This is a genomic window from candidate division KSB1 bacterium, from assembly GCA_034506395.1.
Taxonomy (GTDB): Bacteria; Zhuqueibacterota; Zhuqueibacteria; order Thermofontimicrobiales; family Thermofontimicrobiaceae; genus Thermofontimicrobium.
This window is the reverse complement of sequence record JAPDPQ010000003.1, coordinates 247130-262449: the sequence shown is the minus strand read 5'-3', so window position 1 is coordinate 262449 and position 15320 is coordinate 247130. Positions and strand designations below refer to the sequence as shown.

Here is a 15320-nt window from a genome sequence, read left to right as displayed (position 1 = left end):
CCTCAAAGCGAAGCATCAAACTCTCAACAAATGATAATTTTGAAACCCTCCAATCTGCCGACCTCCCATCAAGTGCTGTTCGATCCAGGACAGCAACCGATATTTCAATCGCTCATGTTTGTGCGGTGCGCGATAAGGATTGGGCGGGCCCGAATATTGCAATTTGTCCTTCCAATCCATTTGGGCAATCCGATCCAACATTACTTTGGGATGAGTTCCTTTGAAAACCGCCAGACGATTTAACGGACCATAGTCAAATTCCTTAGGAACTTTCTCATAATAATCCCGAGCGCGTTTCGATCCCCAGTGCACTGAGTCCAGTGCTCGTCTTTTATTCTGCATGAGACGAGGCGGCCGAACCCAGCCGTAGTGGTAAATTTCGGCATCGACCTTAGCGACTTTCAATTTGTGATGTCCGCGTTCCTGACGTGGATTATCATAATAATCGAATCGGCGAAATGACTGCGCGCTCTGCCAGGAATATATGTCGGGCCGGTTGCGGATGATTCGGATCTCGTACGGATACCAGCCATGACTCGATTGATAATGATCGTAATCCCCCCAAAAATGCTTATAGCGAAATAATAGACCTTCAACGTCTTTGTTGTTCAGCAGTTCCTCACAGCGGGCCTGAATAATCGGCAAGTAGCGTTCATGAACCACCTCATCCGCTTGCAAATAAAAAAGCCAATCCCCATTACAAGCAGCCTTGGCAATATTGGTCTGGATCGCGTTGATCACACCTTTGGTGAAATATCGTTCTTCCCAAACCGTATCGATGATTTTGATTTTTGGATCCCCAATTGCCAAAATCTGTTCCCGGGTGGTATCATCAGGATCCCCTTGGCCGACCGCAATCACGAATTCATCGACGATGGGCAAAATGGATCGTATCGATTCGACCACTGGATAATACAATTTAATCCCATTTCTCACAAACGAGAAGCCGCTGATCTTCATTGAAATTCCCTGTGCTGGTCCAAAAAATCGCCTACTAATTTAGAACAATTCGGTTAAAAAGCAAGTCTTTTTTGGGCGATTGGGAGAGTTGGTGAATGGGAAATTGGTCTTGTGGGGAATCAGGCAACTGGAAGACTGGCGATTTTGCTACTTCACGATTGGGCAAGCTGGATAATGACCGAATGAAGTTTGAGTCGATATTTCCTCAGTGAAAATTGAAATCGAACAGATAGTGCTGTCGCGATGGGTTGCTGAGGGAAAGCGACGCGATTATCGAGCATATCTTTGCCTCTGGATTTTTAGGTCGATCGATGAACAAGTGATCGGCGATGATTTTTTCAGTTGGCCAATTCGCCAAAGGCATGCGAGTAACAAGGGGCTGATCAGGGATACTCTGAAGCGTATCTGGAAGCTTCAGATAATAACTGAGCTTGGCTGTTGGAGCAAGTGGTTTTGATTTCTTCCAGTAGAGCATAAAATGCGCTTGTTGTTTGCCGATATAAACCGGCTGCCAGCCAATGAATTCCAATCCTTCATCAAATACGCAACTATCAACAGCAATCATTGCGTCTGGCACGGTATCGAGGGCAAAAAATTGCTCGGCAAGCTCCGAGCGATTCGATAATCTCTGGAGGCAATAAACGTTATCTTCGACCCAGAGCACATGCAACGATGTGTCCTCAAGTGCGGCGCGAGTCCAATGGTTCATTGCAGGGAGTCTGCGGATTCGGGCGGTGCCCACCAGGTTTTTGATTTCGACATCGGGCCGATTGAACTCCAGCACCACGATGTCAGCTTCGGAACTGCGCTCGGGAAAGTGATAGAGTTCGCGCCGGTTGGCCAGATGGGATCCTGCGCGAGCAGTGGTAGAGACCGAAAGATGAGCAGGGATAGCATGAAGCCGCTGAGATAATTTGCGATGGCTCTCAGTCACCTGCCATGTTTTATTGAGGCGCAAGATTGAAAATTGGGTGGTGGAAACGATCGAGGCCAATGCGATTGCAATGCTGAACGCGAGAGTCACTCTCAGCTTATGATGATGAAATGATCTGTTCAGTCGCTGACTTAAATTGGCCAGTCCGCTGATGGCTGCCAAAAAGATGAACGGCGTGATGGTAGCGGTATAATGATATTCGATCTGATGCATCTGCGGCCATCGGCTCATCAGGTTTAAAAGCAACGTCGGCGCTGCAATGAGCAGAACGTCAAACGATAGGAAGCACAAGCCGATGACTGGCAAGACCAATTTCGCCAAGTATTTGACATTTTCTTGAGACAATAGCAATTGAACAATGGATGAAAAAGTTTGTATGGGCGAACGAACCAGATGTGTCAATGTCAGGTGTTCCCAGTTCGGGACCATGCTCGTGGTCTGGGCCAGCTCTGGCGCTCCGATGAATTGAAATCGCAGGAAAAAAACGGTCAGCCAGCCAGCGCTGAGCAGCAGCAAAGGGATCGCGATGCGCAAATTCCTTTTTCGGATCCAGGCAAATAGGCCCAAAGAAAAAATGGCCAAGGCTACATCTTCGCGGCAGACCAAACTCAAACCGGCAAAGAAAAGCGTCAAAGATATTTTTGATTGATCGAGATAATAAAAAGTGAATAACAAGAAAGGAGTAGCCAGGGTTAACCCATGCAGATCGAAAAGATTGGCTCCATGCAAAGCTGGATAGAATAAATAAGCAAGCGCGAAGAATACTGCTGCCACTGGCGATGCGAATTTTTTAGAGGCAAATCGATAGATCGGGATTGTACCACAGGCCAAAGTGAGCGCTTGAAGATAGAGCAACAGGGAAGTTGAAGGAATGATCCGATAAATGAACGCCAAGGGAAGGTAAATGATCTCCCAGTGAGCCACTGCCAGTCGTGACGCCGAAAATCCGAGGTTGACGGTTTCATGGAGAATTTTGCCATGAGCCGTGTTCCAGATTGCCTGGAGCATGATGCCCATATCCCACAATGTGGCATTGAAACTCACATATCGGTTTACTGACCAGGTGCCGATGACGATCGTGTAAGTAACGATCATGCCGACCAGCGTGAGGGCAGCGCTCCAGTTGTTTCTTTTTTCATCGAGTTGATTGCAGTTCATGGTGCACACGTTTCTTTTAAAGTAACATTCTCCCTGAATGTCCCTGGTAAGCTATCTGCTTTTTGATAATCAAAATAAAATCCTCAGTAACTTCTTGATGTACATTTCTGTGGATTCCATTTCCATGGAAGAGTCAGACATTGGCTGCAAAAGTAAGGAATTTAAAGCTGATAGTCAATTGAAATAATTGTAATGAAGGGCAGGGCAGGATGCCATCCTGCCCCACAGGTTATTCTAAAAATCGTTCTTTGAAGGTGGGCTGGTTTCCTGCAAGTTTCATGAAGATATCCAAAGGCACCACTTCGAATTCGGAGCCCAATTTATCGAGAATACCTTTCACACGTTTCACATCGCTGGACTCGCGGACATGGACCAAAAGGAAATACGGCCGAGCTGAATTAACCCTGGCCAATTCCTGAAGATCGGCGACGGCCTCGCTCTCGGGTATTGTGGGGGAGAGGTAATAGTCATACGAGATGAGTGGCCGACCATCGCGGCAGGTGAAAGTATATGCTGGCGCGTACCCATTGACAAAGCCGATGGCTTCGGGCATATTTTCGTAGTAAGCATCGACGACCCGACGAGTCAATTCGGTATTTCCTTCAACTGTGGCGCCCTCTGAATAATCCATTATCTCGAACACGCGGAGGTCGAGCTGCTTCATCAGGTCGTTCGCCCTCCGAAGCAAGCCAGGCAATAATTCAGGGGGGACGGCCTTGGGGTACATATAACCTGGCCCAGAGAGGCAGCCGATAAAGTAATCGTTCGGCGTGGCCATAGTGTAGAAATATTCCAAAAGAACGGGCGCTAGCCAGACATAATTCATAATCATCTCCCAGGCGTAGGGGATTTCGCCTCGACCTGGGCGCAGCCAGGCACCAATGCCCATCCCGTCAGATTGAATACAAGTGATATAAACTTTGTTTTTTGGTCTGTAAATTTTTCCAGGGACGATATGATGATTGTTTTTGATCTTGAACCCTGGTGCAAACGGGATTTGATGATCAAAGCTGAAATTGGGCAGGGTATGGAGGCCCTCGACCACATGGCCATATTTAGAGGTCAATTTCACATGGTCGCGCTCCCGATCTTTGGCGTAAGAATGCCAACCCATAACGATCGAGCCAGGTTTCATCTCGCTGAGCAAGCGGCAAGCCAGCTTGTATTCGAGCGTGTCGCTTTCCCTGGTAGATAAATCCTGAAAGAAGACCTGCTTGTAAATACCCCAATCGGCCACCCCTGGTTTCATGATTTTGCCAGCATCGCCGCCCAGCCAGACGATGAATTCTTTGTTGCATCGAGGCCAGTATTGATCATAGGCCCAACTATAAATTTGATAATCGCTCTGACCAACGAATCTTCCCCGAAAATCCTCGATCATCTTCAAACCGGCATTTTCAACCATTGGGATCAATTCAGAACTGACTACCACAGCGCTATCTAAACCGGCCACAGTAAAGGCAACGATCAGCGACGTCCGCACCGATTTATCCCATACCACATAGCCTTTGAGATGGTCTTTGAAAAGGTTCAGCGCCTGCTCGATGCTCGATAGCTCTGTAAAGGTGAAATTGCGTCTATGTCGATAATAATCGAATAACGATGCAGTGTAGACGAACGGCCAATTTTCAGGATAGATGAAATAGAGATTGGGGCCAGAACGGTTGGCGTTCCCTTGGATGCTCAATAGCAGCGCGTTTCGGTCCAGACTGCCAGCTACTTCCCATTCATCTTTGATCCGCATGAAATAGGCTTGCTTCGTGCCAGCGCGCTTGAGTTGATATTGCAACGGCGAGCCTGATGGCCGCGTCGATCGCTCGATGCGGTAGAGCAACACTTCGCCACCTTCAATAAGCTGGTAGCTATGGGTTTCTATCATTGGCTTGTAGCCCTGTGAGCCACGGATTTCGTAGCGGTAGCTTAGTTTCAAAAGTGCACCATCGTTTTCCCACCAGGCTTTGATCTGCCGCTTGCCACCAACTGGCATGGCTAATCCCATGAACACGTTGGTGGGAAATACGCGATCGCGAATAGGAAAGTCCCGCGCGATACCATCGGCATTGATTTGAATCGTATCCGAAAAGCTGCGGCTAGTACCCCATTTCTGGATGAGGGTGATCGATTGATCCGCGATGGCGAAATCGATCGACAACGTCCCATAAAGGCCAATCTCGCTGCTTTTCTCTGGAAGGAGGGTCCATTGACCATTGAAAACGGAGTTGCCCTGTGAAAACATCAGGCCTGGGATGAATAAGAAAATGAGCGATAAAATTACAATTGCCTTTTTCGACATGATATCTCTCCGCTATTCTGTGGGACAGGTTGGCAACCTCTCCTACAGTTTAAGAGACAGGATGGCAACCTGTCCTACAATTCTTGAGGCAGGTTAACAACTTGCCTTATAGTTCAATTGATTAATCTCTAATCCCCAGCAAATCCAACATGAACGCATATTCCATTGCTGTCAGCCGATGGCGCTCGAAGCGGCCTGCTTTGCCGCCATGACCCGCTTTCATATCGGTATGCAGTACGAGAATATTGTTATCGGTCTTCAATTCACGCAGCTTTGCCACCCACTTGGCTGGCTCCCAATATTGCACCTGAGAATCGTGCAGACCGGTGGTGACGAACATATTGGGATAATTTTGGGCGACCACGTTGTCATAAGGCGAATAGGATAACATGTAATCGTAATATTCTTTCTGTTTGGGATTGCCCCATTCGTCGAACTCATTGGTGGTCAGCGGAATGGACTCGTCGAGCATAGTGGTTACCACATCGACCCAAGGCACTGCGGCGATGACACCTTTAAATAGATCGGGACGCATATTGACCACCGCGCCGATGAGCAAGCCTCCCGCGCTGCCTCCCATTGCGAACAATTTTTCAGGATTGGTGAATTTTTCGGCGATCAAACACTCTGCGCAGGCGATGAAATCGGTAAACGTATTTTTCTTTTTCAGCAGCTTGCCGTCCTCATACCACTGTCGTCCCATCTCCTGACCGCCGCGAATATGCGCGATGGCATAAACAAATCCGCGATCTAACAGGCTCAGTCTCACCGAGCTGAAACTGGCATCTGTGCTCGCGCCATAAGAACCATACCCATAGAGCAGCAACGGATTGTTGCCATCTTTCACCAGGCCAACCCGATAGACCAACGAAATTGGAATTTTCACGCTGTCCTTCGCCGTTGCATAAAGCCGTTCAGTTTTATAATTTTTCGGATCGAAACCGCCCAAAACTTCTTCTTGTTTCAGCAACGTCTTTTCTCGGGTTCGCATGTTGTAATCGTAAGTCGAATTCGGGGTAGTAAGCGAGGTATAACCATAGCGCAACAGCTCAGTGTCGAATTCGGGATTGATCGACGCATAGGCTGTATAAGCGGGCTCGCCGAAATCCAGATAATGTTCCGTCCCATCGGTTTGATCAACGACGCGGATCTGTCGCAGACCATTTTTCCGCTCGCCAATGGCTAAATAATTCTTGAACACCTCAATATCTTCCAGCAAAACATCATTCCGATGCGGAATTACCTCGCGCCAATACTTCTTGTTCGTGTTTCCGACGGGTGTCTCCATCAAGCGGAAATTTTTGGCGTTCCAATTGGTCACGATATAAAACTTGTCCTCAAAATGTTCGATGCTATATTCGTGATCTCGTTCCCGAGGATTGAAGATCGTGAATAGGCCTGTGGGATCATCAGCCTCCAGATAGCGATATTCAGTTGATAACGTGCTGGTCGAGTTGATCAAGATATATTTTTTTGATTTCGATCTATAGACATAGGTACTGAATGTGCTGTCTTTTTCATGGAAGACTTCGGCGTCTTCAGCTGGATCCGTTCCCAAGATATGGCGCATGATCTTAAAGGGCCGTAGGGTCGAATCTTTGGTGGCATAGAAAACAGTCTTGTTATCGCTCGCCCAAGCAGCCCCACCAGAGGTGTTGGGAAGCGCATCTGGCAAAAGCTCGTTTGTCTCCAAATTCTTAAAGTAAATCGTATATTTCCGTCGACTCACCGTATCGACGCCGAAGGCAAGAAATTTATTATCATCGCTGACGCTGAGTCCCACCACCTGGTAAAAATCATGTCCTTTCGCCATTTCGTTGACGTTCAGCATGATCTCTTCTTGCGCTTCAAGGCTCCCTTTCTTGCGGCAGTAGATCGGATGTTCTTGGCCCTCTTCGTAGCGGATATAGTAATAATAGCCATTGTCCCTGTAAGGAACGGACATGTCGGTCTGTTTAAATCGGCCGATGATTTCTTTATATAGCTTTTCTTGCAGCTTTTTTGTATGCTTGAGTACCGCATCTTTATAATCGTTTTCTGCCTGAAGGTAAGTAATTACCTCAGGGTTTTCTCGCTCGCGCAACCAGAAATATTTGTCGATACGCGTGTGGCCATGGATGGTGAGCTCTTTGGGAATTTGCTTCGCTTTTGGGGGGACTATATGTTGGCGCTGGGCATGTTGAAATGAACATCCTGCCCAGATCAGCGTGAAAAGAAACGATGTGAAAAAAAGAAAAGCAGTGTTAAGTTGAGAACGGGTTGAGCGTTTCATTGTTCACCTCTTGGGATTGATTGGATGAATTGATTCGTTGTCCATTTTGCGATCTGCTCCGCATTTAATAGAGCTAAAGAAAAGAGCCACCAGGCTCAAGACAATGCTTAGCTATATTCGATTGATTGGCGAAATGAGTGATTTGGGACAATAATTAATTTCGGGAATTTGGCCAATCACTGGAAGAAACAGCGAGCACTGAATTCGCGCTTAAGTTGTCTTCGCGAAAATGGTTTCATCTTAGAGAAATTTTCGGCATAAAATTTTCAAGGATCAAATTTGAAAAAATTTAGTTGCATTATAAACCGGTTTGACGAAAAAGTCAAGGGAAATTTTTAAGTATTGGGAATGCTTTGCTAATTGCTCAATGCTGGGAGAAGCTTTTATTGATGAGTGAGATATGAAATCAGAAAAAATCGAATTGGCTATAAAAGGAATGACCTGCGCAGCTTGCGTGCGTCGGGTAGAAACGGCGCTGAAAAGCGTGGATGGCGTCGTTGATGCGGTGGTCAATCTTGGCACCGAACGGGCGACAATTACCCTGGAGCCAAGAGCGGCCGATATCGAACGGCTGAGAGCTGCGGTCGCCGACGCCGGGTATGAGGCCGAGGCGATCCGTGAGGAGTTCAGTGCGGATTGGGATCGGAGGATCCGAGAGGAGCGATACCGAAAGCAGTTGCGACAACTGATTTTTAGCACCGTGTTGACCTCCATCATCATGATCGGGTCGATGGCAGATATGGTGAGTCACTTGAAAGTCGTCCCACAACAGCCGCTATGGATCATCTTGTTTGCGCTGACCACATTAGTGCTGATCATGTCGGGCAGACAATTTTTCTTCGGCGCATGGAAAGCCTTGCGGCATGGTACGGCTGACATGAATACCCTGATCGCTCTCGGCACTGGGGCAGCTTATATTTATTCAACTGTGGCCACCTTTTTCCCGAATTTTCTGCCAAGCGATTTGCAGCATGTCTATTACGACACAACCGCTGTAATAATAACGCTCATTTTATTCGGCCGATTGTTAGAGGCCCGGGCAAAGGGCCGTACTTCCGAGGCGATCAAAAAGCTCATGGGTTTGCAACCGAAAACTGCTCGGGTGTTTCGAAATGGACAAGAAATTGACCTTCCGATCGAACAGGTTCAGGTGGGAGATCTGGTCCTTGTTCGGCCTGGTGAGCGTATTCCCGTGGACGGTCGAGTGGTGGCTGGTAGTTCTGCTGTGGACGAGTCGATGCTCACTGGAGAAGCATTGCCAGTCAAGAAATCGATTGGGGACACGGTGATCGGCGCCACGATCAACAAAACTGGCTCTTTTCAGTTCAGAGCGACCAAAGTTGGTAAGGACACAGTGCTCGCGCAAATTATTCGGCTCGTCCAAGAAGCCCAGGGCTCCAAAGCTCCAATCCAACGCCTGGCGGATTTCGTCGCAAGTATCTTCGTGCCCGTGGTCATTGGCATCGCAATTTTAGCTTTTTTTATTTGGTGGCGATTTGGACCAGAGCCGAAATTGATCTACGCCCTCGTCACATTCGTGACAGTATTGATCATCGCCTGTCCCTGCGCCTTGGGTTTGGCGACACCTACCTCCATCATGGTCGGGACCGGGAAAGGGGCCGAACTGGGTATTTTAATCAAAAATGCCGAAGCGCTGGAGAACGCACATAAAGTCGATACAATTATCTTTGATAAAACCGGCACGGTGACACTCGGCAAACCAAGCGTAACCGATACGATAGCTATAAACCATTTTGACCCTGATGAACTGTTACGACTGGCCGCTTCTGCTGAGCAAGGCTCGGAACATCCACTCGCTGGAGCGATAATTGGCTCGGCAAAACAGAAGGGATTAAAATTAACTCCTGTGGATCATTTTACGGCTCTACCTGGATTCGGTATCGAGGCAGAGGTCAATGGCGATCGAGTGCTGTTGGGAAATTTAGCGTTTATGAAAGATCGCGGCTTGGAGTTCGCTGAAATTGAGGCGAAGACTGCTGCGTTGGCCGAAGAAGGGAAAACCCCGATCGGGATTGCGCTGAATAATAAAATCATTGGGCTCATCGCTATTGCCGATCCAATTAAACAAGAATCGCCAAGAGCCATCCGAAAATTGCAGGAAATGGGACTGGAGGTGGTGTTAATGACTGGAGATAATCGAAAAACTGCAGAAGCTATTGGACGCCAATTGGGAATTTCTCGCATATTATCCGAAGTTTTGCCTGATGAAAAAGCTGGACAAGTGAAGTCTCTCCAGCAGGAGGGGAAAATCGTTGCGATGGTCGGCGATGGGATCAACGATGCTCCAGCACTGGCCCAGGCAGATGTTGGGATTGCTATGGGAACGGGAACAGACATCGCTATGGAAGCGGGGGACATCGCCCTGATGAAGGGCACATTGACCACTGTGATCACAGCGATTCAACTCAGCTATGCTACCATGCGCAACATTAAGCAGAACCTATTTGGATCATTCATCTATAATACGCTAGGGATACCCATTGCCGCTGGTGTCCTCTATCCATTTTTTGGCCTACTGCTGAATCCGATGATTGCAGCCGCTGCCATGGCCGCAAGCAGCGTCACTGTCGTCTCCAATGCATTGCGGCTGAAGCGCTTCACTCCAGAGCCAGTTTAATTGAACCAATTCATTCGGCAAAGACGGCTCTTGATAAAAATTTGCTTCAGAATTGCAGGATCACAGAAATTTGACCAGATCGCTATCAGTTCCATCGGTGATTCAGAAGTGATAAAGCTTAACTAAGGTTGGCGCCATATCCAAATACCAGAGCATTCCCCTCTATTGTTTAAAAAACGAACCTACCTGCGAAATTCATTGCTTAAAAATTTAGCCGAAAGAATAAAATAAGAATGCTTGACCATCAATCCTAATAAGTTCTTGTTTCAGAATTATCAAAACACGATATATTGTCATGCCTGCCCATGCAGGCATCTCACTTTTGGTTGACTTAAGCATCAGTTAAAAAATAGATTCCTGCATTCGCAGGAATGACATCGTTTCTTTTGATTTCCATTTTTGCAACACAAAGTAGTTAAGGAAAGTCTATTTCTTATTTTGCAAGGTAACGCAATGTAGGATGGCTGAATTCCCATGCAATAACATCCCATCCATGAATCGTCGTTTTAGATAATCGTCATTCTCACTTGAATGATTTCTCGAATGAAGAATTTTGAGCCAAGAAAAAAAATTCAAAAAGCTGGGAACTTCATGATCGGTGGAGCGAATAATGCATGATTTTCTATCAAAAAATTTGATTTTCTGGATAAAATTCAAAATTGAAAATTGGGATAAAACGGTAATTGGTTTCAACATGGGTTTTGTGTTATGAAGCTTGGTTTAATTGGATTGCAACATTCTGGCAAGACAACGATTTTCAATGCCCTCACCCGTTCGCAGGCCGAGGTGCACAACTTTGTGGCGGCCAAGGCCGAGCCCAATATTGCCGTGGTGGAAGTTGGCGACGAACGGGTGCGAACGCTCTCCGAAATGTATCGACCGCAAAAGACAACATTTGCGACGATAGAACTGATCGATTTCATCGGTCTGTCCAGCGGTTCAGCCAAGGATGGGGCTTTTTCGCCCGAATTATTGAATCTGGTGAAGACCACCGATGCACTGGCACTGGTGGTCAAAAATTTCAAAGATGAATTAAATGGCCATTCGTCACCTTTGAAGGATATAGAATTGATCAGCGATGAACTGTTGTTGTTCGATCTGGTCTTCACAGAAACGAGATTGGAGCGGATCGCCCATCAGCTTTCCCGTGGAAAGAAGACTAACGAGCTGCTGTTCGAGCAAAAGACCTTGCAAAGGATCCACGATCATTTGACTGACAGCAAGCCTATCCGCACGCTGGAATTGAGCCAGGACGAGCTGAAGGTCATTCGAGGCTACCAGTATCTGACGCTCAAGCCCTTGCTGGTGATCCTGAATTCGGGCGAAGAAAATTTTGGCAAAGGGAACGGATTGATTCAATCCATCCAAAAGTCCCATGATGTGATCGAATTTGCAGGGAAATTCGAAATGGAGCTGGCGCAGTTCGATAATGAGTCGGATATGCGGCTATTCATGGCAGAGATGGGGATCGAGCAGTCGGCCCGAGATCGGTTGACCAAATTTGCCTATGACATGCTGGGGTATATCAGCTTTTTCACGGTTGGTTCAGATGAGGTGCGAGCCTGGAGCATCCGCAAAGGCTCGACAGCGCTGCAAGCTGCGGGCGTTATCCACACCGATCTGATGCGGGGATTCATCCGTGCTGAGTGCTTCAATTACATTGACCTCATCAAAGCGGGCTCGGAAAAAGCCGTGAAAAGCAACGGCGCTTTTCGGCTGGAAGGCAAAGATTACATCGTTCAGGATGGCGATATTCTGAGCATTCGGTTCAATGTGTAATTTTTTGAAGTTTCTTTCTGAAAGAAAATTGCCAGCAGAACTTATTCATAGCAGGATAATTGACAGCAGAAAGTTTTCAATTGCCTTGTTTAAAATTATCCTGCTATAAATCATCCTAACACAAATCATCCTGCTAAAAATAATTCCGTCCCAAAAATTAAAGTTAGATTAACTCGAATAGCAGGATAATTGACAGCAGAGTGATTTCAATTGCCCTGTTTAAAATTATCTTGCTATAAATCATCCTGCTCCAAATAATTCTCCCCAAAATAAATTTGCTGCCCAATCATTCTGAGGTCATTTTGCGGCGGTGGGATGGTATACCGCATCAAACGTGCTGAGAAAAGTCGAAACTGCTTGCTTTTCCCATTGCGGATAGCCATTGGGGTCTTCATAAAATTTTTGCCAGGCCCAATTCAACACATCAATCGGGGATGGGCACGGCTGGTATGCATCAAATTCGTGTTGGCTGTAGAGGAGCGGCGCAGCTTCTTCCAGCATACTGCGCAGCGTTTCCATAATTGGCGGTTTAAAATCGTCCTGATAAAAGCCAAAATAATCCTCGTTCACAGCAAGAGCATCGGCGATCGCCTGCCACTCTGCGGTCAGCCATTCCGCAACCTTCTCATTGCCAGCGGCTTGGAGAAATTCCGCCAAAAATTTGATGCGAAACCAAGTGAGTGGATGGGTGCTTGTGGTCAATCGTTCAATGGGGAGATGAAACCGATCGATGCCCCACATCTTCAGATACATCGAAAAAGCGTAAATATAACTCAGTCCCCCGATCTGAAATCCCACCGCATCGCAGAAAAGTTCCTGGGTCCAGGTGAACCAGGTTTGGACAATTACTTTGCGCTTTTGGGCATTTTTAGGACCTTTGGCCCCTTGATTGACCATCTCCTGCTTGATGATAGAATCAATTTCATTTTGCAAGTCAAATACCAATTGGTTCATCTCAGGTTCATGACAGGCGTAGAGCAGATGGCCGAATTCATGAAAGAACAGCGGCAAATAGAGCAAACCGTACTGCGCAGACGTTGGCATGAAATAAGTGATGGGATAGCCTATGGAGGGATAAATCCCAATATCGCCATCGCAAAAAGCGCCAGGTATCATACGGGTCTTCGGATGCATCTGATGTAGCCAGTGGATCAGTTTCAAGCAGAGCAAATCCGACTCACGATAGCGCCGCAATGGCGTGACCAAGCGATAATTATAGAGATGAAATTCACGGGTGTGAGTCTGGGTATTGCTGAGAATATCGACGAGGATATTGTCTTTTCCCCTGCTTAAATCTTTCAATGACTGACGCACTTTCTGGCGCAAGCACTGACATGAGGCTTCAATTTGGTCATAATAGGTGGCTAATTCCGGAGCGATCGAACTTTTATCGGGCAAAGCAGCGATCAGTAAATCGATTTCGGCTAACAGGGCTAAATTGGCTTGCTCCAGTATCTCCCGCATTAAAATTCCCCCAGGATGGCAGTGGTATCAGCATGAACATGTTGCTCGATCAACAACCTTAGCTCTCTTAAGCATTCGACCAGGGCTTCTTCATCTTCAGTTTTATCTGAAGCCATCAGCTTGAGAATTTGAGATGGTGATTTCGTAAAGAACTGAGAACGAAATTTCTGATTGTCCCTTCTGGCTGAATAGAAATCTTGCAGCAGTTGTCGCAATCGCTCGTCGGCGCCATGAAGTGTTTGATCATCATTATTTTTTTGGATCAATTGATCAAACGTCGTGATGAAATGAGCGATTTGCTGTTTTGCTTGTTCGACCTCTTGGGATCGTCCACTGTCGGCATCGCCAGCTAATTTCAATTTCGTATGTATCGATAGGGTGTTGATGGCTTCCAGCAGTTGCTGATTCTTAACAAAACTCTGATACGAAATCCAATGATCACTCATGATCCACCTCAATAGTGAACATTCTTATTTGTCCCGACTGGCGTTGTAGCTGGTCAAGGACGAAATAATAAATGCCAAACCTGGACGGTTCTGGGTGGCTTACCATTGGATCGGCCAACCGCTGATGCTAACGCAGCGAGGCAAGTTTGGCATGCAATTCATCCCAGTCTTTTTCATCGAGATTCATCGCATGGGCTTTTCGGAGAAACTCCAGCGCTTTGGGGTTGGAACCGATTAGCTCTTTGATCTCGCTGGGAAGTTTTCCCGTCAGGGAGAGCAGCAATTCTGGTTGGACTCCCAATACCTGGCATATTTTGACGATGGTATCAGCGGCTGGCGGCGGAATGCGGTCGTTCTCCAATTTGCTGATGTAGGAAAAATCGACAGCAATCCGATCGGCCAACTCCCGCTGGCTCATTCCCTTCGATCGGCGGATGCTTCGTAACAGTTCTCCAAATGTCTGATTCATGCGGTGCCCCCCGATGGATCAGTTAATTAAAATTTCATCAAGCGACGTTAAATATACAAAATGTTGAGTTGAATGTCAACTCTTTTTTTATACTAGGTGGATTCAAGTCCCAAGAGCAACCGATGAATTAAAAAATTTCATTGGTTGCTTTGAAATTGAATGATTTTCTGAGTCGATTATTCGGTCGATTTTCAACAAAGAAAATGTCTTGTTCGGTGATCGATCAAAAAATCATGGTTCGTTGTAAAAAAATGTCGAATGGGACCATTGATGTTTTCATTCAGGCCGCGTTCCTAAGAACGATAAGGATGGGCGAAATATACCGACGCCTCCAATGCGGTTGCCAATTGGTGATGTAAAGCAAACTCTTTCCCATTATCGACGGTTAAGGTATGCACCTTATGCTTGAGGCCAGCCAGCTTATCGATAATGGCGGCAGTCACTAACTCGGCGGTTTTATGTGTCACCAGTTTGAGGCAAATGAATTGTGACTTGCGCTCGAGAGCGGACACCATGGCGCAGTGATGATTGGCACCGATGATGGTGTCCAGCTCCCAATCACACTGTCGAAGCTTTTGATCCACCACAGCGGGACGTTGCTCAATGCTAATCCGATTGGGGATTTGTCTGCGTCGGTCTCAGTTGCTGTAGCGCTTGGGTTTCTTTTTGTGCGACCAGCGCAAACGAGGATACAGCGCGCCTCCCGCTCGTTTATCAGCCCAGATATGCTGATAAATGGTGTTGTGACTGATGTGAATATTTTCTTGCAGTTCCAAATAACCCGAGTTTTGCAGGGGACTCCAGTCTTTGCTTAGATAAAACACCACTCGTTCATTGGCGGCGTCAGTGAAACGAACGGTTTACGCTGTCATGAAGCAACGCGCTGCCACCCGCAGCTGGGCTTAAT

10 protein-coding genes are annotated in these 15320 nt (G+C 46.9%); 2 read left to right on the top strand and 8 right to left on the bottom strand.

Annotated elements, in window-relative coordinates; all coding sequences use genetic code 11:
* Nucleotides 1-15 precede the first annotated feature (15 nt).
* The 4 genes from ONB37_03445 to ONB37_03430 form a co-directional block, all read right to left on the bottom strand.
* A complete protein-coding gene (locus tag ONB37_03445; protein ID MDZ7399201.1) occupies nucleotides 16-960 on the bottom strand; it encodes a hypothetical protein in 945 nt (314 codons plus the stop codon).
* A 205-nt stretch (nucleotides 961-1165) separates the two neighbouring features.
* A complete protein-coding gene (locus ONB37_03440) occupies nucleotides 1166-3052 on the bottom strand; it encodes a DUF2079 domain-containing protein (GenBank protein MDZ7399200.1) in 1887 nt (628 codons plus the stop codon).
* Nucleotides 3053-3281: 229 nt separating this feature from the next.
* Nucleotides 3282-5345: a GxGYxYP family putative glycoside hydrolase gene (locus ONB37_03435; protein MDZ7399199.1), complete on the bottom strand. Its 2064-nt coding sequence runs from the start codon at nucleotides 5343-5345 to the stop codon at nucleotides 3282-3284.
* A gap of 121 nt (nucleotides 5346-5466) precedes the next feature.
* A complete protein-coding gene (locus ONB37_03430) occupies nucleotides 5467-7617 on the bottom strand; it encodes a S9 family peptidase (GenBank protein ID MDZ7399198.1) in 2151 nt (716 codons plus the stop codon).
* Between the two features lie 400 nt (nucleotides 7618-8017).
* On the opposite strand from ONB37_03430, the gene ONB37_03425 reads away from it, so the two are divergent.
* Nucleotides 8018-10255 carry a heavy metal translocating P-type ATPase gene (locus ONB37_03425; GenBank protein ID MDZ7399197.1) on the top strand — a complete coding sequence of 746 codons (2238 nt, stop codon included), beginning with the start codon at nucleotides 8018-8020 and terminating at the stop codon, nucleotides 10253-10255.
* A 708-nt stretch (nucleotides 10256-10963) separates the two neighbouring features.
* The gene (gene ychF, locus ONB37_03420) at nucleotides 10964-12034 is read left to right on the top strand and encodes a redox-regulated ATPase YchF (GenBank protein ID MDZ7399196.1); all 1071 of its coding nucleotides are present in this window, start codon (nucleotides 10964-10966) and stop codon (nucleotides 12032-12034) included.
* A gap of 297 nt (nucleotides 12035-12331) precedes the next feature.
* Here the strand turns inward: ychF and ONB37_03415 are convergent, their stop codons facing one another.
* The 4 genes from ONB37_03415 to ONB37_03400 all read right to left on the bottom strand — a co-directional run bounded on the left by ONB37_03415 (nucleotide 12332) and on the right by ONB37_03400 (nucleotide 15036).
* Nucleotides 12332-13498 (bottom strand): hypothetical protein, encoded by a 1167-nt coding sequence (locus ONB37_03415; GenBank protein ID MDZ7399195.1) that lies wholly within the window; start codon nucleotides 13496-13498, stop codon nucleotides 12332-12334.
* The gene (locus tag ONB37_03410; GenBank protein ID MDZ7399194.1) at nucleotides 13498-13944 is read right to left on the bottom strand and encodes a hypothetical protein; all 447 of its coding nucleotides are present in this window, start codon (nucleotides 13942-13944) and stop codon (nucleotides 13498-13500) included. The genes ONB37_03415 and ONB37_03410 overlap by 1 nt, the downstream gene beginning before the upstream one ends.
* A 127-nt stretch (nucleotides 13945-14071) precedes the next feature.
* Nucleotides 14072-14413, bottom strand: coding sequence for a helix-turn-helix domain-containing protein (locus tag ONB37_03405; protein ID MDZ7399193.1), 342 nt, complete (start codon nucleotides 14411-14413; stop codon nucleotides 14072-14074).
* Nucleotides 14414-14706: 293 nt separating this feature from the next.
* Nucleotides 14707-15036, bottom strand: a complete 330-nt coding sequence (locus ONB37_03400) for an IS30 family transposase (protein ID MDZ7399192.1) — start codon at nucleotides 15034-15036, stop codon at nucleotides 14707-14709.
* Between the last annotated feature and the right edge of the window lie 284 nt (nucleotides 15037-15320).

Coding starts and splice junctions, on each gene's coding strand:
- ONB37_03445 (MDZ7399201.1), bottom strand. CDS start 960: ATGAAGATCAGCGGCTTCTCGTTTGTGAGAAATGGGATTAAATTGTAT.
- ONB37_03440 (MDZ7399200.1), bottom strand. CDS start 3,052: ATGAACTGCAATCAACTCGATGAAAAAAGAAACAACTGGAGCGCTGCC.
- ONB37_03435 (MDZ7399199.1), bottom strand. CDS start 5,345: ATGTCGAAAAAGGCAATTGTAATTTTATCGCTCATTTTCTTATTCATC.
- ONB37_03430 (MDZ7399198.1), bottom strand. CDS start 7,617: ATGAAACGCTCAACCCGTTCTCAACTTAACACTGCTTTTCTTTTTTTC.
- ONB37_03425 (MDZ7399197.1), top strand. CDS start 8,018: ATGAAATCAGAAAAAATCGAATTGGCTATAAAAGGAATGACCTGCGCA.
- ychF (MDZ7399196.1), top strand. CDS start 10,964: ATGAAGCTTGGTTTAATTGGATTGCAACATTCTGGCAAGACAACGATT.
- ONB37_03415 (MDZ7399195.1), bottom strand. CDS start 13,498: ATGCGGGAGATACTGGAGCAAGCCAATTTAGCCCTGTTAGCCGAAATC.
- ONB37_03410 (MDZ7399194.1), bottom strand. CDS start 13,944: ATGAGTGATCATTGGATTTCGTATCAGAGTTTTGTTAAGAATCAGCAA.
- ONB37_03405 (MDZ7399193.1), bottom strand. CDS start 14,413: ATGAATCAGACATTTGGAGAACTGTTACGAAGCATCCGCCGATCGAAG.